Source organism: Candidatus Niyogibacteria bacterium (assembly GCA_016432485.1).
GTDB lineage: Bacteria > Patescibacteriota > Minisyncoccia > HO2-45-28 > HO2-45-28 > HO2-45-28.
In genome coordinates, this window is the sequence record CP066691.1 from 648920 (window position 1) to 668626 (window position 19707).

At 45.6% G+C, this 19707-nt stretch carries 19 protein-coding genes and 4 tRNA genes; 14 read left to right on the plus strand and 9 right to left on the minus strand.

Annotation, left to right across the window (positions count from 1 at the left end):
• The gene (locus HYY55_03665; GenBank protein QQG46036.1) at positions 1-1050 is read left to right on the plus strand and encodes a hypothetical protein; all 1050 of its coding nucleotides are present in this window, start codon (positions 1-3) and stop codon (positions 1048-1050) included.
• A 43-nt stretch (positions 1051-1093) separates the two neighbouring features.
• Here the strand turns inward: HYY55_03665 and HYY55_03670 are convergent.
• The 5 genes from HYY55_03670 to HYY55_03690 form a co-directional block, all read right to left on the minus strand.
• A tRNA-Trp gene (locus HYY55_03670) sits at positions 1094-1168 on the minus strand.
• A 15-nt stretch (positions 1169-1183) separates the two neighbouring features.
• Positions 1184-1259: transfer RNA gene (locus HYY55_03675), tRNA-Ile, on the minus strand.
• 198 nt (positions 1260-1457) lie between these two features.
• Positions 1458-1539: transfer RNA gene (locus HYY55_03680), tRNA-Leu, on the minus strand.
• A 15-nt stretch (positions 1540-1554) separates the two neighbouring features.
• Positions 1555-2004, minus strand: a complete 450-nt coding sequence (gene rplS / locus HYY55_03685) for a 50S ribosomal protein L19 (GenBank protein ID QQG46037.1) — start codon at positions 2002-2004, stop codon at positions 1555-1557.
• Positions 2005-2105: 101 nt separating this feature from the next.
• A tRNA-Glu gene (locus HYY55_03690) sits at positions 2106-2177 on the minus strand.
• Positions 2178-2223: 46 nt separating this feature from the next.
• Between HYY55_03690 and HYY55_03695 the strand changes: the two genes are divergently transcribed.
• Both HYY55_03695 and HYY55_03700 read left to right on the plus strand, forming a co-directional pair.
• Positions 2224-3582: a ComEC family competence protein gene (locus HYY55_03695; GenBank protein QQG46038.1), complete on the plus strand. Its 1359-nt coding sequence runs from the start codon at positions 2224-2226 to the stop codon at positions 3580-3582.
• Between the two features lies 1 nt (position 3583).
• Complete coding sequence (locus HYY55_03700) at positions 3584-4435, plus strand: MBL fold metallo-hydrolase (GenBank protein ID QQG46039.1); 852 nt, start codon at positions 3584-3586, stop codon at positions 4433-4435.
• A 90-nt stretch (positions 4436-4525) separates the two neighbouring features.
• Here HYY55_03700 and HYY55_03705 read toward each other — a convergent pair whose 3' ends face one another.
• Entirely contained in the window at positions 4526-5020 is a 495-nt protein-coding gene (locus HYY55_03705; protein ID QQG46040.1) for a hypothetical protein, read from the minus strand.
• A gap of 47 nt (positions 5021-5067) precedes the next feature.
• On the opposite strand from HYY55_03705, the gene HYY55_03710 reads away from it, so the two are divergent.
• Both HYY55_03710 and HYY55_03715 read left to right on the plus strand, forming a co-directional pair.
• On the plus strand, positions 5068-5670 hold the full coding sequence (locus HYY55_03710; protein QQG46041.1) for a nucleoside-diphosphate kinase: 603 nt from the start codon (positions 5068-5070) through the stop codon (positions 5668-5670).
• Positions 5671-5674: 4 nt separating this feature from the next.
• Positions 5675-6214: a hypothetical protein gene (locus HYY55_03715; GenBank protein ID QQG46042.1), complete on the plus strand. Its 540-nt coding sequence runs from the start codon at positions 5675-5677 to the stop codon at positions 6212-6214.
• A 43-nt stretch (positions 6215-6257) separates the two neighbouring features.
• Here HYY55_03715 and HYY55_03720 read toward each other — a convergent pair whose 3' ends face one another.
• Complete coding sequence (locus HYY55_03720; GenBank protein QQG46043.1) at positions 6258-8063, minus strand: 2-oxo acid dehydrogenase subunit E2; 1806 nt, start codon at positions 8061-8063, stop codon at positions 6258-6260.
• 1 nt (position 8064) lies between these two features.
• Positions 8065-9276: a thiamine pyrophosphate-dependent dehydrogenase E1 component subunit alpha gene (locus tag HYY55_03725; protein ID QQG46044.1), complete on the minus strand. Its 1212-nt coding sequence runs from the start codon at positions 9274-9276 to the stop codon at positions 8065-8067.
• Positions 9277-9332: 56 nt separating this feature from the next.
• Here HYY55_03725 and HYY55_03730 point away from each other — a divergent pair, with 56 nt between their 5' ends.
• The 7 genes from HYY55_03730 to HYY55_03760 all read left to right on the plus strand — a co-directional run bounded on the left by HYY55_03730 (position 9333) and on the right by HYY55_03760 (position 15660).
• Entirely contained in the window at positions 9333-9803 is a 471-nt protein-coding gene (locus HYY55_03730; GenBank protein QQG46045.1) for a hypothetical protein, read from the plus strand.
• A gap of 52 nt (positions 9804-9855) precedes the next feature.
• Positions 9856-11064 carry a thiolase family protein gene (locus HYY55_03735; GenBank protein ID QQG46046.1) on the plus strand — a complete coding sequence of 403 codons (1209 nt, stop codon included), beginning with the start codon at positions 9856-9858 and terminating at the stop codon, positions 11062-11064.
• 61 nt (positions 11065-11125) lie between these two features.
• Positions 11126-12475: an MBL fold metallo-hydrolase gene (locus HYY55_03740; GenBank protein ID QQG46047.1), complete on the plus strand. Its 1350-nt coding sequence runs from the start codon at positions 11126-11128 to the stop codon at positions 12473-12475.
• A 467-nt stretch (positions 12476-12942) separates the two neighbouring features.
• A complete protein-coding gene (locus HYY55_03745) occupies positions 12943-13518 on the plus strand; it encodes a hypothetical protein (GenBank protein ID QQG46048.1) in 576 nt (191 codons plus the stop codon).
• Between the two features lie 29 nt (positions 13519-13547).
• Positions 13548-13988 (plus strand): MgtC/SapB family protein, encoded by a 441-nt coding sequence (locus HYY55_03750; GenBank protein QQG46655.1) that lies wholly within the window; start codon positions 13548-13550, stop codon positions 13986-13988.
• The gene (locus HYY55_03755) at positions 13981-15114 is read left to right on the plus strand and encodes a hypothetical protein (protein ID QQG46049.1); all 1134 of its coding nucleotides are present in this window, start codon (positions 13981-13983) and stop codon (positions 15112-15114) included. The genes HYY55_03750 and HYY55_03755 overlap by 8 nt, the downstream gene beginning before the upstream one ends.
• Before the next feature lie 9 nt (positions 15115-15123).
• On the plus strand, positions 15124-15660 hold the full coding sequence (locus tag HYY55_03760; protein ID QQG46050.1) for a hypothetical protein: 537 nt from the start codon (positions 15124-15126) through the stop codon (positions 15658-15660).
• A gap of 80 nt (positions 15661-15740) precedes the next feature.
• On the opposite strand, the gene HYY55_03765 is transcribed toward HYY55_03760, so the two are convergent.
• Complete coding sequence (locus HYY55_03765) at positions 15741-16313, minus strand: uracil-DNA glycosylase (protein ID QQG46656.1); 573 nt, start codon at positions 16311-16313, stop codon at positions 15741-15743.
• A gap of 680 nt (positions 16314-16993) precedes the next feature.
• On the opposite strand from HYY55_03765, the gene polX reads away from it, so the two are divergent.
• Both polX and HYY55_03775 read left to right on the plus strand, forming a co-directional pair.
• Positions 16994-18733, plus strand: coding sequence for a DNA polymerase/3'-5' exonuclease PolX (gene polX, locus HYY55_03770; GenBank protein QQG46051.1), 1740 nt, complete (start codon positions 16994-16996; stop codon positions 18731-18733).
• A gap of 259 nt (positions 18734-18992) precedes the next feature.
• Complete coding sequence (locus HYY55_03775; GenBank protein ID QQG46052.1) at positions 18993-19469, plus strand: hypothetical protein; 477 nt, start codon at positions 18993-18995, stop codon at positions 19467-19469.
• Positions 19470-19707: the final 238 nt, after the last annotated feature.

A 19707-nucleotide genomic window follows, 5' to 3' on the forward strand; every position in this document is an offset into this window, starting at 1 on the left:
ATGGCGAAGACGGAAGAAAAGAAACATATTATTACACCAGAAATGTGGCCGGAAGCTCGAATGGAAACAGTTCAAGGCCAAGACGGCCGGCCGTATCTTGTTCAAAATAATATTATGTTCACAGGAGTTCGACATTCACGAGGCGAATTTTCACCGTTTTTTATTGATATTCGCGATAAATGCCGAATTTTTGGCCACCGTTGTCCAGAGTGCAGGCATATTATTGTTCCGCCTTATCAACAACGCTGTGTTGGCGAGTGTAACTTTGTTCCACTGGTTAAAGAGTATGTCAAGGATATCGGGGTTTTGGTTGCTACTCCGGTCATAACTGTTTTTCCGCCGGCTCTTTTCAAAGACGCGGTTCCTTTTGGCGAAGGTGATGTTTATCTTGAAACGGTTGACGGCGAATTAACTGACACCGCTTTACCTGTTTGTGTTCGGACAACTACCGGCGCAATCCGCCCCGGTATTTACAAAAGGGGTACGCCGGTCAAAATTGTTTTTTGCAATCAACGCGAGGGCAGCGCGCGAGACATTTTTGTTATCCCCCAATCGGAACTGACACCAGAACAGATAGCCAAAAGTCCTCTTTTTGAACACGAACTTCGTTGGGCAAGTGTTGCTGAAATTAAAGAGGAAGAAAATCCAGCGATGCGTCAGGTTTTTGAGGAATGTTTTGAACTCTTTTGCCGGTTGAGAGATATGGTATCTCAAAGTCGGCGAGCGAAAAAAGATCTTGCAAATTGGCATAGAATTGTTCATATCAAAACGAAAGTGGGAACATTTGAATTAAGTTTTTATAATGGCACTTTTGCTCCCGCAAGAAAACCCGGAGGCAAAGAACCACAGCTTATTATCGTTATTCCGGATCCGAGACAGTTATCATTGTGGCTAAAAGATAGTATGAAAAGACAGAACGAACAGCTGGAGAGCCCGGCTCTGACAGACCTTGTGCTTGAGGGCGTGATTATTTTGGATCGGCCGGAGATTGAAACTGTTATTCGGCTTGACCGCATTCCAAGGTCTTTACGCCGAGACGGAGTTGTCTAAAATAAAAAACCGCCGCCACGCAACTGCGTGACGGCTTTTTGTTTGGCGGGGCCGGCAGGATTTGAACCCGCATCTTCGGGATTTGGAGTCCCGCTCTTTTGCTTTAAGATACGACCCCGCCCGAATTATTACATGGTGGGCCCGCTCCGATTCGAACGGAGGACCAATCGGTTATGAGCCGATAGCTCTGCCAATTGAGCTACGGGCCCCGTTAGTAGATTTTGGCATTGCTTTTGTGTTTACAACAAACGACTGGCTATTTTGCAGTTATGCGATATTGTCTTGTGTTGAGAAAACACACCAAAAAGCAAAAACACTATGCCAAAATTCACTACGGGGCGGGCCCACCGAAGAAACTCAGGTAACGATAAAAGAAGTATACCAAAATAAAGCTAAAAAGTCAAGTGTGCGCAGGGGGGGACTTGAACCCCCAAGCCTTACGGCATACGCCCCTCAAGCGTACGAGTTTACCAGTTTCTCCACCTGCGCTTAGTAGTCGGTTTTTTAGACCCCCTCTTTATTTTCTTTTTTCGGCTTTTCTTTTTTTATCACCTCCTCGGCTTCGCTCGGGGCAAGCATCACTTTTTCAACCTGGATGAGTTTTTTCATTTTCTTGCGTATTTCTCGCGCGGCTTTGTCGCGGATATAGTAAAGTTTAGCGCGTCTGACTTTTGAACGGCTTACGATTTCTATTTTTTCTATAGTCGGCGAATATAGCGGAAAAATTCTTTCAACGCCCACGCCGGCTGAAACTTTGCGAATCGTAAAAGTCGCGCCGGGCTCGCGGCCGTGTTTTCGGGCAATAACCAGACCTTCAAATGCCTGAAGGCGCGATTTATCCCCCTCTTTGACTTTTTGCCATACTTTTATAGTGTCGCCGGTGCTGAAGTCTATTTTGGCCCGCGCGCCGATGTCTACCGGCGAAAACTTGATTTTTTCTCTTAATAAAGTCATAAATTAATTTTTATCATGTTTGACGCCCCTCGACAAGCTCGGGGCGCTTTGTTTCGTTGATTTGTAATTTACACTGAGCGAGGCTTTGCCGAGTCGGAGTGCGGCCCCAAGGGGAATCGAACCCCTATTTTCACCTTGAAAGAGTGACGTCCTAGCCGCTAGACGATGGGGCCTAAACTCTACCCATTTTATCATTTTTTGCGTAGAATTCAAGCTATTATGCGGCGCGCTTTTCCGGCTCTAATAATTTTTGGTTTTGCTCTGGGCGTGTTTTCCGAGTCATTTTTCGCGTTCGGCTGGCCGTTCGCCCTGCTTATTATAATAGTAAGCGTTTTTTTATATATATTTTCGCGTTTTAAGGAAGTTGGCGTGTTGGCCGCAATTTCGGTTCTCCTTTTTTCTTTCGGTTTTGGGATTTTGCGCTACGAAATTAAAGACAACGCGTCTGTTTCGTCGGAATTGCAGCCAATAGTTGGGCAGAAAGTTTTACTAGAGGGTTTTGTCAGCGATGAGCCGGATGAGCGCGAAAATTCAACCCGTCTGATTTTAAAAACGAACGACGGAGACAAAATTTTACTGGTTACCAATCGTTATCCCGAATTTTCGTACGGCGATATTTTGGAGGTAAGTGGAGCGCTGAAAGAGCCGGACAGCTTTTCAGATTTTGATTATAAGGCATATTTGGCAAAAGACGATATTTTTCTTGAAATGGTTTTCCCGGAAATCGAAAAGGTCGGCTCCGGCGGTGGTTCAAAAATAAAATCGGCACTCCTGGAAATAAAGAAAAAATACCTGAGCGGCCTTGCCCGCGTTCTGCCCGAGCCTAATGCCTCTTTCATCGGCGGACTGACGGTCGGAGCAAGAAAATCGATGCCGTCCGACATTCTGGAAAACTTCAGAAAAGTCGGAGTCATACATATAGTAGTTTTATCCGGCTACAATATTACGATAATTGCTAGGGCGTTTGCGGGCGCTTTGGGCAGTTTTCTTCCGCGCATCTTGAGCGCGTTTTTCGGCGTGGCCGGCATAATTCTATTTGCGATTCTGGCCGGCGCCTCAGCCACGGTTATCCGTGCTTCAATTATGGCCGCGATTCTTTATTTGGCCGGAAGCGCCGGACGGGTATATCAGGCCAAAATCGCTTTGTTTGCTGCCGGATTTTTAATGATTTTGTACAATCCCAAAATTTTGCGTTTTGACCTCGGTTTCCAGCTTTCTTTTTTGGCTGCTTTAGGCCTAATTTATTTATCGCCTCATTTCGCGCGCTTCGTAAAATGGCTGCCGCAAAGATTTAAAATTCGCGAGTACGGTTTAGCGACGCTATCTGCACAAATCGCGGTTTTGCCGCTTCTTCTGCAAAACACCAACTCTATTTCGCTTTTGACTTTGCCGGCTAATCTTCTGATTTTAATTTTTGTGCCGATTACCATGTTTTTTGGGGCTTTATCCGGAGTTTCGGCTTGGGTTCATCCGTGGCTGGCCGTGCCGTTTTCATGGGTTGCTTATTTTCTTTCGTCTTATGAGCTTATGGTTGCGAGCTTTTTCGCGAACATTCCCTTTTCCTCAATAAATTTTTAATATGCGTAAATTTTTTGAGAAATATCAGCCGCGGTATATATTTTTAGGATCTTTGTTTCTGGCGGCGGCAGTTGTGTGGTTTGCCGTTTTTCATTTTGAAAATGACAGATTGGTTGTCGCTTTTTTAAATGTCGGTCAGGGTGATGCCATTCTCATCAATACTTCCGGCGATCAGCAGATTTTAATAGACGGCGGACCCAATAAACAGGTTTTGGCCGAACTTTCAAAAGTAATGCCTTTTTATGACCGTTCAATTGACGCGATAATTCTTACTCACCCGCATCAAGACCATGTTGGCGGATTAGTTGAAGTTTTGAAAAGATATGATGTAGATTTTGTTTTTGACTCGGGTGACGGCGCCTCGCTTGCCGAGTTTGCGGAGTTTAATAAGCTGATTAAAGAAAAAAATATGAAAGAGGTTAAAGTCCGCCGGGGGATGCGAATTTTATTGGGCGGGGGAGCGTATTTTGACGTTCTTCTGCCCGATGTTTTTCTAGACTCCGAAAATCAGCATCAAAATATGGTTGTCGGCCGCCTGACTTATGGTAATACTTGTTTTTTGCTGACCGGTGATATGGAGCGCGAGCAGGAATTTAAAATTTTAAATGATGATATTGATTGCGACGTTTTGAAAGTGGGGCACCATGGTTCAAAAACATCAAGTTCGGAGTCGTTTTTGAAGGCAGTTTCGCCTGAAATTGCCGTAATTCAGGTTGGCGCGAAAAACCGCTACGGCCATCCGTATCAGGCGGTTCTTGAACGGTTGTCTGCTTCAGTCGCTCAAGTCTTTCGCACCGACGTTTCGGGCGCGGTAATTATGGAAAGCGATGGCAGGGATATTATTGTCAAATAATTTAGGCATAATTTCAGCGATCGCTGAAATTATGCCAAGTTTATGTAAAAACAAAAACCCCGTCTTGTAACGGGGTCACTTGTAACGGGGTCAGTCGTAGCAATCAAAAATTCCGTACGTGATGCTTCTCTGTTTTTCCGCGCCTTCTCCCCGCTGTTTTTCAAAATACAATTCAGGAAACATTCTTTTGAAGGCCTCGCTGTCATTTTTAATGAGCCAATTTATGATTTCATTATGGGTTATGACGATTGGTTTGACGCCAGGGTTTCGCGCGGCTTCAATGTCGCCGATCATATCGGAAGAATGCGGCTTTCCGTCCTCAACCACAAGAATAAAATCGCATTTTTTGAGGCGTTCGCGTCCGAGCTCCTGACCAAGTTTACGCTCGTCCGGATTAAAATCATCAAGAAACTCGCAGAAATAAAATCCGGTTGATTCGGGGTCGTAACCGTTTAAGACCGCCCACCTCGCGTATAACTTAGCTCTTTCTATATTTCTTAAAAAGTTAGCCCTTTTTTCATGATCCGTTTCGCCGGTTCCGCCGATTCTGCAGCAGATAAAAATTTTTTCTCGCGCTCCGTTCACGGCTCCCTCCTTGAAAGTTTTTCAAAAACAGTTAATCTAAATTTATTATGGCACAAAATTACGCGAATCCGAAAGAAGAAAGAACATTAGTCCTCGTAAAACCCGATGGTGTCAAGCGCGGGCTAGTCGGCGAGATTTTAACCCGTTTCGAAAAACGCGGACTTAAAATAATAGCTTTAAAAATGATTCAACCGACCAAAGAACATATTTCCGGCCATTATCAGGGCGAGGACGAGTGGCTGGAAACAATAGGCGAGAAAACAAAATCGGCTTTTGAAAAACAGGGTTTGGATTTGATGGGAAAAATGGGCACGAATGAAAGTAAAGAGATAGGAAGAAAAGTAAAAGGATGGCTTGAAGATTTTATGACTTCGGGGCCGGTGGTGGCCATGGTTATCCAGGGGATGCACGCCATAAGTACTGTTCGAAAAATAGTGGGACATACTTATCCCATTGAATCCGCTCCCGGCACGATTCGCGGAGATCTTTCAGTGGATACGCCGACCGCGGCCAATGTGGAAGGCAGGGCGGTACGCAATTTAGTGCACGCTTCGGGGGATGAAAAAGAAGCCGCGCATGAAATACTGCATTGGTTCGCGCCGGAAGAAATACACGGTTATAAAAGAGCCGATGAAGACGTGATGTTTTAAAACCATGATTTTAGGAATTGACATTGTTCATAAACTTATAAGCGAGAAAAAGCTTATTGAAAATCTGTCGGAACGCGAATTAAAAAATCCCGAGGGAGCGGTTATTGATTTAAGGATTGCGCGCGCTCTTCGGCTGGAAGGCGACGGCTTTCTTGGCATTGAAGAAAGAGAAACCCCAAAGATGGAAGTTTTTGCCGAGTTTGACCCGAATAAAAAATCCGCGCTGATTTTAAAACCCGGAGACTATTTTGTTACCGAAACGATTGAAAAATTTAATATGCCGGAAGATTTAATGGCCATAATGAAGCCGCGCACAACTCTGCATAGAATGGGAATTATCGGTCGGCAAACTATCGCCGACCCCGGATTTCACGGAACAGTTCATCCCGCGCTTTATAATGCCGGACAGTCAACCATAACCATTGAAATGGGGGCGCGCTATATGCAGGTTTTCTTCGTTGAAATAAAAGGCAAAGCGAATTTATACCGCGGGCAATGGCAGGGTGGGCGAGCGACGACTGACGGAAGGGAAAAACAGATATAGGCGCGCGTGAAATAAAAATGCCCTGCAGTTGCGGGGCATTTTGCTAGTCGCCGAAAATATCAACGCTCCAATTTTCAAGGAATTCTTTGAGAGCTTGCTTGAAAATTCCGGCTTCGGCTCCGTTGATCGGGCGGTGGTCAAAAGCCAGCGTCAGTATTATTTTCCTTCCCTCGTCGGCCTCTCTTATCGCTCCGATCGCGAGCGATGCGTTTTGTCCGTCAAGAAGTATGGGGTTTCCTCTTAAAGTTCCGAACGCGCCGACATTGGTTAAAGTGAAATTGCCGCCTTGCAGTTCATCCGGAAGAATCTTTTTTTGACGGCATTTCTCGGCTAGAACATTGATGGTGCTTGCCAACTCTGAAAATCTCATATCCCCCGCATTTTTTACGATCGGAACCAATAAATCATGATTTTCAATATCCACGGCAAATGCCAGATTAACGAAATCTTTACGAAGATGCGTGTCAGCGAACATGATAGCCATAAGCAGGTCGCTCGGCGTTTCTGTTTCGGCAGATTTTTCTTCAACCGCGCTTCTGAATTTCCAAAATTCGTCCCGCGTCAAAACTTGAGTTGCGGCGTAAGCAAAGTAATGGGTCAAAGTCAGCTTGGCTTTGAACCGTCCTTCAAATTCCGTCTTGTTTTGTTCGCGATCATTCCAGATCCGCGTTACGTCAACTTCTATGTCGTCATGGATATGCGGCCGCAGCCAATTGCGGGACATTTTTTTCGCAACCCTTTTTTGGGCAGAAGAAAAAGGAACTCTGATAATTTTATCGTCGATTGCTTCGGGCTTCATGGGCGCGACCGGTACGTCTGTCTTTTTTAAGGACGTAACAATTCCGGTATCGCCAAAAATTTTTTTCATTACCGCTTCAACGATTTTTTGGGCGTCCGGAAGATATTCTTTTTCAAGATTCGGATGGTGCGGAATCGGAGTAAACGGCGCTCCAACCACTACGGGCTGCGCATATAGATATTCAAACATTTCTTCGGAGATCATTTGCGCCAGAGTCATTCCAAAGCCGCCTATTTTTTTATCTTCATGAGCGATGATCACGCGACCCGTTTTTTCAAGCGAGGCAAAGACCGTCTGCCAGTCAAACGGCATTAGAGAACGAAGGTCAATTAATTCCGCTTCAATTCCTTTTTCTTTTAGCAAGTCGCAAGCTCTGAGCGCTTCAAATAGCATATTGCCGTAGCTGACAACGGTGATATCTTTTCCATCCCTCACTATTCGCGCTTTGCCGATGGGTATTGTGTAATCTTTTTCCGGAATCTCAAGTTTAAGTTCATCGGGGTATTTTTCATAAGGCAGGTGATAGAGATTTTTCCACTCCAAGAATATTACCGGAGAATCTTGCCGTATGGCTGTTTTCAGAAGTCCTTTAGCTTCGTTGGGTGTTGACGGCGCGAGAATTATGAGCCCGGGCACATTAAAAAACATCATTTCAGGACAGATGGAATGAAAAGCTCCTCCGCTTGAGGTCGCGCCCGAGGGCATTCGTATTACCAGCGGCAATTTTATGCCATTTCGGTAATAAAGACCGGCGGCATAATCACGGACCATTTTTAGTGCGTCAGTAACGAAGTCGGCAAACTGCATTTCAGCGACGACCCTCATGCCTCTTAAAGCGATGCCCGCGGCAGTGCCGATAATGGACGATTCGTTGAGAATCGTATTTAAGACTCTGGGTGGAAAAAGTTCTGAGAGACCAGCGGTAACATTGAACGCACCGCCCTTCCCTTTGGGTCTGCAAATATCTTCGCCAATTATGAAAAGTTCCGGAAAGCGCCCCATCTCTTCGCGAAGCGCCGCGTTTATCGCTTCGGCATAGGTTATTTTCATTTTATCGCCTCCAATCCTTCGGTAGATTATCAAGAAAGTTTTGAGCGGTAGGGTTGGCAAAAATACCGCCGTATGAATCAGACGGTTCGGGATCCGGCAGATTTCTGGCCCACTCAATCGCTTCGTCAAGCTCTTGTTCAATATTCATTTCTTTCTCAAGGCGGGTTTTTATTTCCCGTAGCTTGCGGTCAAAATCCTCAATATTTTCTTCGGTAAGACTAGGTTCTCCGTAAATGGAGTTGGTTAATCGGGCAATCGGATCGCGTCTATGCCAGCGATCCAGATCTTCTTTCGGCACATATTTTTGGAATGGATCGTATTCCGAATGTCCGGCCATCCGGTAGGTAACCGACTCAATAAGAACCGGCCTGCCTCCGAGCGCGATTTCGTGGGCTTTTTTGGTTACAGCGTAAACGGTAAGGATATCGGTGCCGTCAACGGTAAAACCATGAATGCCGAATGCCTCGGCTTTTCTTGAAAGGGGAATCGCCTCGGTTTGTTCTTTCAGAGTCGTGCGGTAAGCCCACTGGTTGTTGTCAATAATTACGATTAAAGGCAGTTTCCACGCGGCCGCTTGGTTTGGCGCCTGGAAATCAGAAGCTGACGTGGCGCCGTCGCCTAAGAACGTGACGGCAACAAGCCCGCTTTTTTTAGTTTTTTCAGCAAGCGCCGCGCCGCCGGCAATCGGAATATTCGTGCCTAAATGGCTGATCATCGGATAGCGGTTCATCGTCGGAATTCCCCAATGGATGTTTCCGTCTCGGCCGCGGCAAGGAGAATCTTTTTTGGACATATGCTGGGCGAAATAAAGTTTAGCAAGGTTCACGGGAATATCTTCGCGCCTGAAAGCTCCCGCGCCTCTTACGAAATCGCACCCCAAATCGCGGTGAAGAGGGAATAGCGGGTCTTCATAGCATATCGCCGCGGTAACGCCGCAGGATGTCGCTTCATTCCCCCTTCCGAAAAAAATGCTTCCCGGAATCTCTTTCGGCCACAATTTTCTTACTTTTTCTTCAGCTCGTCTTGTGATCAGCATTGAGCGTAAAAGAAATAAAAGCGTTTCCGTATCTTTTGGCGCGAGTTCCATAAGTTCGCTTTTTTCGCGAAGATATATTTGATTGGGTCCTGCGACCTCAATAAAATGCTCCTTAAGATCTTCAAGATAATCGAATTCCTTGAAAAACGGCTTTATTTTCCCCGCGGTCGGTGTCATTTCCGGCCCCCTTTTTAGTTTTCAAATCCGCCTTAAAAATAGCAAAGTAGTTTGGAGTGTGCAATAATGTGGAAATGTTCGGGAAAACCTATCTTTTTTTAATCGCGCTTTTGGTTTTAATGCTCGCGATACATGCGGCTGCGGTTGGAGGACTGCTTGGCTATGGCCTTTGGTGGCTGGACATTGTTTTGCATTTTTTGGGCGGCATATGGCTTGCGGTTTTGGCTTTCTGGTTTTTGTTTGAGTATAAAGAGTTCCCGAGCGACTTTTTGCCAAAATGGCTTTTGGGCCTGGGCCTTATTTCATTCGTCATGCTCGGAGGCGTCTTTTGGGAATTTTTTGAATTTTCGTGGGATTATTTTATCGCCCGTCCCTACGGCGCGATTCTGGCCCAGCCGGATTTGGCTGACACCATGTCCGATTTGTTTTTTGATTTTGCGGGAGCGGTGGTTGCGGCCGCGTATTTTTTACGCTACTATCGTTTTGGATACGGTGAATACGGATTAAACTCCGAAAAACCGAACTAACATAATTCCCACGATCGTGAGAATTATGTTTACGCAAAAAGGGAGGCAGTGAATGTCCAGAAAGCGCGGAGTTTATGTTCTCGGAGCGTGTCGTACTCCTTTCGGAAAATTTTTTGGTCTTTTCAAAGATGTTCCGGCGCCTTGTCTTGCGGCCGCGGCTATAAAAGGATTATACAAATCTTTGAATCTTCCTCCCGCATTCAGCTCAATCGGCGGCCTTGTCCTTGGTCAAGTTTATTTCGCAGGCGTCGGACAGGCGCCGGTCAAACAGGCGGCTCTGCTTGCCGGTTTGTCCAAAACCGTTAATTCTGTTTCGGTTAATAAGGTTTGCGCTTCATCTCTTTATGCTTTGCAGGCGGCAAGCCGTGAAATTCAGATAGGCGAGGCAGGTCTGATGCTGGCTGGCGGAATGGAAAATATGTCAAGGGCGCCGTATCTTTTGGAACGGCGCGATAAAAAGGTCGGACCGGAATGGAGTGTTATGTCTCGCCAGCTTTTGAAAGGTGATGAACCTCTGATGTATGACAGCATGATTTTTGACGGCCTTCTTGATACGACTACTTCTAAATGGAGGACAATGGGAGAGTTGGCGGATATGTGCGCGGAAGTTCACGCGATTTCGCGCGAAGCTCAAGAAGCGTACGCCCGCGCCAGTTTTGAAAGGGTTTTATCGACTCGAGAGGCGGGCGCGTTTGATCGTCAGATTTGCGATAAAGAAGCAAAAGATGAATGCGTTCGTCATCTGGATTCGGAAAAAATCAAAGGCCTGAAACCCGCTTTTTCCCAAAACGGAACCGTTACTGCCGCGACATCTTCGCAGATTGCCGATGGGGCGGCGGTTCTTCTTCTGGGCGACTCCAGAACGGCCAGAAAAATGCGCATTTCGCCGCAAGCCAGATTGGTTGATTTTGTAAGTTTTAATCAGGACCCGATATGGTATACGACCTCTCCGGTAGGCGCGATCAGGGATCTTTTGGGCCGGAATCGGCTGGCCGTAAAAGATATTGATTTTTTTGAAATCAATGAGGCCTTCGCGGTCGTGCCGATTTACGCGATGCGGGAATTGGGCATCCCTTTTGAAAAAGTGAATGTTTGGGGAGGGGCGATTTCACTCGGACATCCTTTGGGGGCCTCCGGCGCGCGTCTGGTGATGAATATTGTTCAGCAGCTTCGTGAAATCGGGGGCCGTTACGGCATTGCTTGCGCCTGCCACGGCGGAGGAGGAGCAATGGCGATTCTTATTAAAAATATGCAGTCATGAAGTTTGAGGCCCGTGAGTATCGCGGGCTTTTTAATTTGATATAATAAAATATAATAAACAAATGAAACTTTCGTTTTACGGCGGAGCGCAGGAGGTTACGGGAGCATGTTATCTTCTGGAGACGGCAAAAACCAAAATCCTGGTTGATTGCGGGCTTTTTCAATGCCCGAAGATTTGCGAAGCGCGAAACCACGAGCCGTTTCCGTTTAACGCGTCTGAAATCAAGGCGGTTTTTATAACCCACGCGCATGTTGACCATATCGGAAGAATCCCGAAATTATTTAAGGAAAGATTTGCGGGCAAAGTTTATTCAACTCCGGCTACGAAAGAACTCGCGAAAATAATGCTTGAAGACAATCTCCAGCTTTTGAAAAAGGGCTTAGCCGAAAACGGCAAAAAAGGTCTGCTTTTTGACGAAAATGATTTGGCAAGCGCCATGCAGAACTGGGAGGACTTGGAATATCACGAAGAAAAAAATATCGGCGACTTTAAAATTCAATTGCTTGATGCCGGACATATTTTGGGCTCAGCAATGATTGAAATTACGGCGGGTGCTAAAAAATTTATTTTTTCGGGTGACCTCGGCAATCCGCCCGCGCCACTTTTACGGCCAACCGAGAAAATAACCGGCGCCGATTTTTTGACTGTTGAAAGCACTTACGGCGACCGTTTGCATGAAGACCGCGAACAAAGAAAATTAAAAATTGAGCGCGTCATTGAAAACACGATTAAGAAAAAGGGGGTCTTAATGATTCCGGCCTTTTCTTTGGAGCGCACGCAGGAATTGCTTTTTGAATTAAATTCCCTTGTTGAGGAAGGTAGGATTCCGGAAGTGCCGGTTTTTCTTGATTCTCCCCTGGCCATTCGCGCGACCGAGGTTTATAGAAAATACGAGCGCTACTATAATAAGGAAGCAAAATATATTATTGATTCTGGAGATAAGGTTTTTAAATTCCCCATGTTGAAATTTACTCTTACCACCGAAGAATCAAAACAAATAAATGAAGTGCCCGCGCCCAAAATTATTATTGCCGGCTCCGGCATGTCCACGGGCGGAAGGATTTTACATCACGAGCGTCGTTATTTGTCCGACCCTAATTCCGCGATTTTGATGATAGGATATCAGGCCGCGGGTTCCCGTGGCCGCCAGATTCAAGACGGCGCGAGGTCGGTTAAAATTTTTGGCGAAGATGTGCCGATAAAATGCGGGGTTGAAACAATTCAGGGTTATTCGGCCCACCCTGATCGCGAAATGCTTTTGGATTTTATTCGAAACTCCGCTGATACTTTGAAAAAAGTTTTTATTGTTCAGGGCGAGCCGGCCGCGGCGTTATTTTTGGTACAACGCGTTCGAGATTATCTCGGAATTGATGCAGTTGCCCCTAGATACGGCGAGAGTTTTGAATTTTAAATTATTAAACACCGATATCATTTTTCCATTGTTTATAAATGAACCTATCGGTCGATTTGTAAACAATGATGCTACAAACAAGGATGCCTTTAATATTTATTTGAAAACAAAAAACGGCGGGGAGTTTTCTCCCGCGCCGCAGGCTATTTGTTGAACCTTTCAGATTTGGTGAGCTTGTTTACGGGACACCACGGATCTTGTTCGCAAGGAATTATAAGGTCATCAGAATCGATTCCGCGCGGGATATCCGATGCTGTAAGACGGTGTAGACATTTTGTCCTTTCTATTACAAATCTTATTGGCGGATCGTTTTTCCGTCTATTTTCCACTTTCCACCTTTTTCTTCTAGCCGTGCCTAAATTTAGTATAGCGCATTAAGACGTCCAAATCAAGAAGCTTGTTGTTTAAAAACACTTTAAGTTATAATTAGAGCAATCAGGCCAATTAGAAATTAGATTAATTTATTTATGAAACCTTCTCCTCATTCACATCTGAAATTTAAAATAGCCGTATCGGGTGCGGCTGAAACGGGCCATTGCGCGCCGGATGCTTTGGAAAAAGCAAAAGAGCTCGGCAGGGAAATCGTGCGGCATAAAGGAGTTTTGGTTAACGGCGCGACTACCGGCTTCCCTTATTGGGCGGCCATCGGCGCAAAAGAAGAAGACGGGTTCACCATCGGTCTTTCGCCGGCCTCCACCGAAAAAGAACATATTGAGCGTTTTAAATTGCCGGTGGACTATATGGATATGATTGTTTATACCGGATTTGATTATTCCGGAAGAAACCTCTTGCTTACCCGCTCGGCAGACGCCGTGATAATCGGCTGCGGACGAATGGGCACGCTCAATGAATTTACTATCGCCTTTGAAGACCAAAAACCCATCGGCGTTTTAACAGGAACCGGAGGCACAGCCGACTTGATTGAAGAAATAGTCGCAAAGTCGCATCGTCCCAATGAAAAAATTGTTTATGACCCTGACCCTAAAAAATTGGTTGAGCGTGTGATTGAACTTATCCGTAAAGAAAAAGTGATTGAGATATGAGTGTCTTTTTTGATCCATTGACGCGGGAAATGACGCTTAGGATTTTATTAGCCGCGATTTTGGGCGCGATTATCGGTTTTGAGCGTTTTTACAAACACAAAGAAGCCGGCATAAGAACTCACGCGCTTGTTTCTATGGGCGCGGCTCTTTTTACCGCGATTTCAATATTCGGATTTGAAAGCGGCGGATTTCGGGACCCCGCGAGGGTCGCGGCTCAAGTTGTGGTCGGCATAGGTTTTCTCGGCGCGGGCCTTATATTTCTTAAAGGCAACGCCGTTCGCGGTTTAACCACGGCGGCGGGCGTTTGGGCCGCGGCCGCGATAGGCATGGCCGCGGGCGTGGGTTTTTTTTCCATAGCTATTTATACGACGGTAATCACCCTTTTTATTTTGTGGGGCGTGCGTCTAGTGGAAAAACGGCTTCCGAGGCCGGCGCCAAGAGAGGGAGAGGAAGACGACGGCGATGTCTAAATGGCGATTGTACCGCGACGGTTTGGGAACATTGGTCGGAATGATTTTCGGCGCGGGGATGTTCGCTCTGCCTTTTGTTTTTTCCCGCGCGGGAATTTTTTGGGGAGTTTTACATTTCCTTGTAGCGATGTTTTTTATGCTGGTTTTGCATTTGATGTACGGGGAAGTGGCTTATTTGACTGACGGCCAGATGCGTTTTACCGGCTATGTGCGGCGGTTTTTCGGTTCAAAGTCCGAAAAGTTCGCTTTAGTCGTTACGGTTTTCAGTTATTACGGCACGCTTTTGGTTTACGGCCTTTTGGGCGGCATTTTTTTATCAGCGCTTTTTCCGTTTCCTTCAGTCGCTTCATTAACGCTCATTTTTTTTGCGGTCGCGGCACTCTTGAGTTTATTCGGGTTTGAACGCATCGGCACAATAAATTTTTATCTTACAATACCCTTATTTATTTTCGTTTTTTATCTTTTTGGTTCTTCTTTCAGCTTCGTGCGTCTTGAAAACTTTCTGTCCGGCGTTTCAGGTAATTGGTTTCTGCCTTACGGCGTTTGGCTTTTTGCTTTGGGCGGGTTCGCTTCTTTGCCCGAGGCCAGGGATATAATGAAAGGGGCGACCCTTTTGGATTTCAGGAGAGTTATTATTTGGAGTTTAACCGCCTCGGCCCTTATTTATTTTGTCTTTATTGCCGCTGTCTGGGGGGTGTCCGGAGCGGCGACTTCGGAGGACGCTTTATCCGGCCTTGCCGGCCAAATTGGCCGACAGGCGCTATTGATTGGAGCTGTCATCGGGTTTCTGGCGGTTTTTACTTCTTATTTGGCTCTCGCCGCCGATTTCAAAAGCATTTTTAAATATGATTATGGCCGTAAAAATTTGGCCGCCTGGGCTCTTACGGTTATTCCCGCCCCACTTTTGTATGTTTTGGGTTTTTCCAATTTAGTGAAAACATTGGGACTGGTTGGCGCGATAGGCCTCGGGGTTCTCGGCATTTTTATAATTGAAATGGCGCGCAGGTTGCATAAACGATTTCCCGAACACCGTCATCGTCTTTTGGGGCCGAGAGTATGGCTGCGGTGGATTTTAATAGTCGGACTTTTGGTCGGCGTATTTTTGGAGATTTGGAATTTAATATAAAATTGAAATATGAAAATGCGGCAAAAAAGTTCCCGAATATCCGTCAGAAATAAACATCGTCGAGGGCTCAAACTCTCGCGTCATGCAGAGGCCGAATTCGGTCCGGGGCGTACCGACATAATTTTTTGTCCGGAAGGCCCAGAGGTTTACTATTACAAATCGTGGCATCATAATCTCCTCCGTTATCCGTACCTGAAAGAAACAAAGCCGGTTTATTTTAAGTTGTGTCCGTTTCATCAGATGAAGAAGAATCGCCAGTGGGAAGGCGAAGTCAGGATTTCGGATGTTCCCGAAAAATATCGTGCGCAGGTTTTGCAAACGGCTGAAAATGTCTCCCGCGAGGCCTATCGGCGGGATCCGATGCACCGGATTTTAAATATTAAATCCGCTAAAAAAGAAATTATAATTTATACTTCTGAAAACCAGCTGGCCCAAAAAATCGCGCGTAAAATCAGCGAGTCGTTCAAAAATAATTTTTCGCGTCCCAAAATATCGCGCGGCCGCGGGTCCGACGCGGTTTTGATTGTGATGGGGTGGGGGGAATAGGGCCTGGTCTCAACACGATGTTTAAAATAAAGGTAATTTATTAATTTTTTCAACTACGATATATCGTAGTTGAAATCAATTTATAAAACCTCTTTCAGTTTTTTGAAGTCGGCCTCAAGCAGTTTGCGGGTATCGGGGTGATACAATGATGCGGCTGGGTGGTACATCGGCATTATTTTTACTTTTCCGTAAGAGGTGTTCGCGTCAAATATTTTGCCGTGGATTTTGCTTATCGTTTCGCTATTATTTACTCCAAATTTCTCCAAAATATAGCACATTGAGAAACGCCCAAGGGGAACAAGGATTTTTGGCCGTATTATGTCAATTTGGCGGTCAAGAAACGGGGCGTAAGCCGTAATTTCTTCGGGCTCGGGGTCGCGGTTTTCCGGCGGACGGTCTTTGACAATGTTTGTGATATAGACATTTTTTCGTTCAATTCCTATTGAAGTCAGAAGTTCATCAAGAACGCGCCCGGCTTGTCCGCAAAAAGGACGGCCGGTAAGCGCCTCGTTTTTTCCCGGCGCTTCTCCCACGAACATAATTTTGGCGTTATGTGAGCCCTCGCCTATGACCGGCAGATTTTTTTGGTTTGTCCTGTATTCATATAAAGGCGAGCTCTTGAACGCGACAATCTCGTCGCGAATTTTTTTCATTGCCTTGTATCGTTCGTCTTTGTTATCCGGCATAGACGCATTATATCAGAAGAAAAACTTATCCTCACCCGTCGCGGCTCGCTCACCTCAAGGGATTCGCTCGCGCTCCCTAGAAACCCTCGGTTTCTAGCGCTCCCCCGCAACTGCGGGGTCGCTGTTTTCCAATACGGGGAACTTCCGTTCCCCCGACTTCGTCGGCCATAGCCGACTACGACGGGCGAAGGCCGACCCCCTCCCGCGCTGTGTCTAACCCTCACACCCACTTTTCAATACTTCTTTTGCGCATTGCGCTTTGAAAAGTGGGTGTGAGGGTTATCCACACCCCGCATTTGCGCATTTTCAAAAAGGATTTATTCTTAAATCAGATAGGCATTGAAAGTCGCGTAAAGATAAAAGAGGGAGTTGCTCCTCGCTCAACGAGCACAAAGTAATTTTTGCAACAAAATTCTCTTTCCTTTTTTCGCGACCGCCAACGGTCATTAAAAAATAATTTCTAACCAAAAAGCACAAGGCCTTACCCTCGCGGTAGGGTCTATTTGTTTTTTTAAGGAATTTGCTGAAAAATTGAAGTCCGCAAGACGAAGAATTTTTGATTGCAAAAACTTAACTCCGCCCCAATTTTGCGATATTATTATTTTGTGAAGCGCGGGCGCCGAATAGGCGTATCCCTCATAAAATTTATGGCAAATCAAGAACTCGCGAAGATATTTTTTGAGATGGCGGAACTCTTAGAAATGAAAGAGGTGCCGTTTAAGCCGCGCGCTTTTGAAAAAGCGGCCCATTCCATTGAGGCGCTGGATGAAGATGTGGGGGATATTTATAAAAAAGGGGGAATCGGGGCGCTGGAAGATATTTCGGGAGTGGGTAGGGGCATTGCCGAGCGTATTGAGGAATTTTTAAAGACCGGCCGCATTAAGGACTACGCGCGCCTTAAAAAAGAAATGCCGGTAGATGTGTCCGGGTTTACGGCCATTGAAGGCGTCGGGCCGAAAATAATCGGAACCTTGTATAAAAAACTTAAGATAAAAAATATCAAAGATTTAGAAAAGGCGGCCAAAGGGGGGAAATTACGCGATCTGCCGCGTTTCGGCGAAAAATTAGAGCAAAAAATTTTAAAGGGCATTGAGTTTCAGAAAAGCTCCGGAGGGCGGATGAATATCGGAGAAGCTATGCCGATTGCCAGAAAAATTATTAACGAGCTTAGAAAAGTTCCGGGAGTGGAAAAAGTTGAAACCGCCGGCTCTTTACGCAGGTGGCAGGAAAGCGTGGGCGACTTGGATTTTTTGGCCATATCTTCAAAGCCCGAACTGGTCATGGAAAAATTCGTTTCAATGCCCGAAGTCGCGAGCGTCTATGCTAGGGGCGAAACAAAATCAATGGTTCGCCTGCGTTCTGGGATTGACGCGGACCTGCGTGTTTTGTCGCACGAATCTTTCGGCGCGGCCTTACAGTATTTTACCGGCTCCAAAGACCATAATGTGGCTTTAAGGAAAATCGCGATTAAGAAAGGATATAAATTAAACGAATACGGACTTTTTAAGGGTAAAAAACTGGTTGAGGGGTATGATGAAGAAAAAATATACGCGCGTCTCGGGCTCGATTGGATGCCGCCCGAAATGCGCGTTAACTCCGGTGAAATTGAGACAGCTCAAAGACATAAATTGCCGCGCCTTATTGAGTTAAAAGACATAAAGGGCGATTTGCAGACGCAGACCGATTGGTCTGACGGCGCAAACTCAATTGAAGAGATGGCTGAATATGCCAAGAGCCGTGGATACGAATACATCGGAATAACCGACCACACTAAAAGTTTGGCGATGACCGGAGGCGCTGACGACAAAAAACTTTTGCGCCAGATCGCGCATATAGAAAAATTAAATAAAAAAATGTCAGGCATCAAAATTTTAAGCGGGGCCGAAGTCAATATTTTGCGTGACGGCTCGCTTGATATTTCCGATGCTGTTTTGGCTAAACTAGATTTTGCGGGAGGCGCGATTCACACGGCCTTCAAACTTTCGGAGGAAGAGCAAACCGAACGGCTGATTAAAGCCATGCAGAATCCGAATATAGACATCATTTTTCACCCGACCACTCGCGTGCCCATGCGTCGGGAACCGATAAAACTTGATTTTGATAAAATTTTCAAAGTTGCCGTCGAAACAGGCACAATTCTTGAAATAGACGGGCATCCTTGGCGTCTTGATTTGCACGACGAGCTGATCCGCATGGCAAAAAAATTTGGCGTCCGCTTCACGATTGACACGGACGCGCATTCAGCCGCCGAGCTTTCTTATTTGGAATACGGCGTCGCGCAAGCCCGCCGAGGGTGGGCGGAAAAATCGGACATCATAAACACCCTACCGCTTATAAAACTTCTTGAATTACTAAAAAAGCCGAAAGGCAAGAGATTCAGGAATTAAGAAGTATATGATATTATTATGGTTATGAAATCAAAAAATTATTACAACTCCAAAAGATCAGCTCAAGATATGCAGGACGAAATTTTTCGCATAATGTCAGCTGACGAAAAGATAAAGTTGGGGGCTGGTTTATGGCGCTTGGCTAAAGAGTTAGACAGTTCTAAAATTACTTATGGAACAATCGGATCCAAGAGATTTATTGGTGCGAATAATCGAAATTCTTGACCGTTTAAATATTTCCTACTTTGTAACAGGGGGTATGGCGGTTTTTATTTGGGGACGGCCGCGTTTTACCGCGGATGTCGATATTATTATTGAACTAAGACGAGAAGATTTAGGAAACCTTCAAAATGCTCTGCGAGATTTGAGTAAGGCCGGATATGTTGATAAGGAAATGATGAAAGAAGCATTTGCCAGACGAGGGGAGTTTAATTTTATTGACGGAGATACAGGGATAAAGGTTGATTTTTGGGTCGCCAAAGGCGATGATTTGGCAAAACAGGAATTTTCCAGAAAAATTCCGAAAAAAATAAAAAACCGGATGATCTATTTTATTTCTCCGGAGGATTTGATTTTACGAAAACTTCTGTGGGACAAATCAATGCCGTCAACAAAACAATTGGAAGATGCCGAATCAATTTTAAAAATCTCCGGCGATAAGTTGGACATGAAATATTTAGATGAGTGGGCGAGAAAGACGGATGTTTTTGAAACCCTCCAAGGGTTAAAAAGATAAAGCCGTGGTATTTTGAATGATGAATGAAGTATAAAAGGTGTCATGGGGCGTGAATACGCCAGACGGACGGCGTATTCAAAATTCCGAAGCTTTTGATATTCTATAAACATATGGAAAATTTAGAGCGAAGAATATGTGAAATTGAAGAAAGGAACAGAAATGTTGAGGCGGACAAAGGGTGGGAAACAAGCTGGACAAGGCGGGGATTGCTGATGCTGTTTACCTACCTTGCAATTGG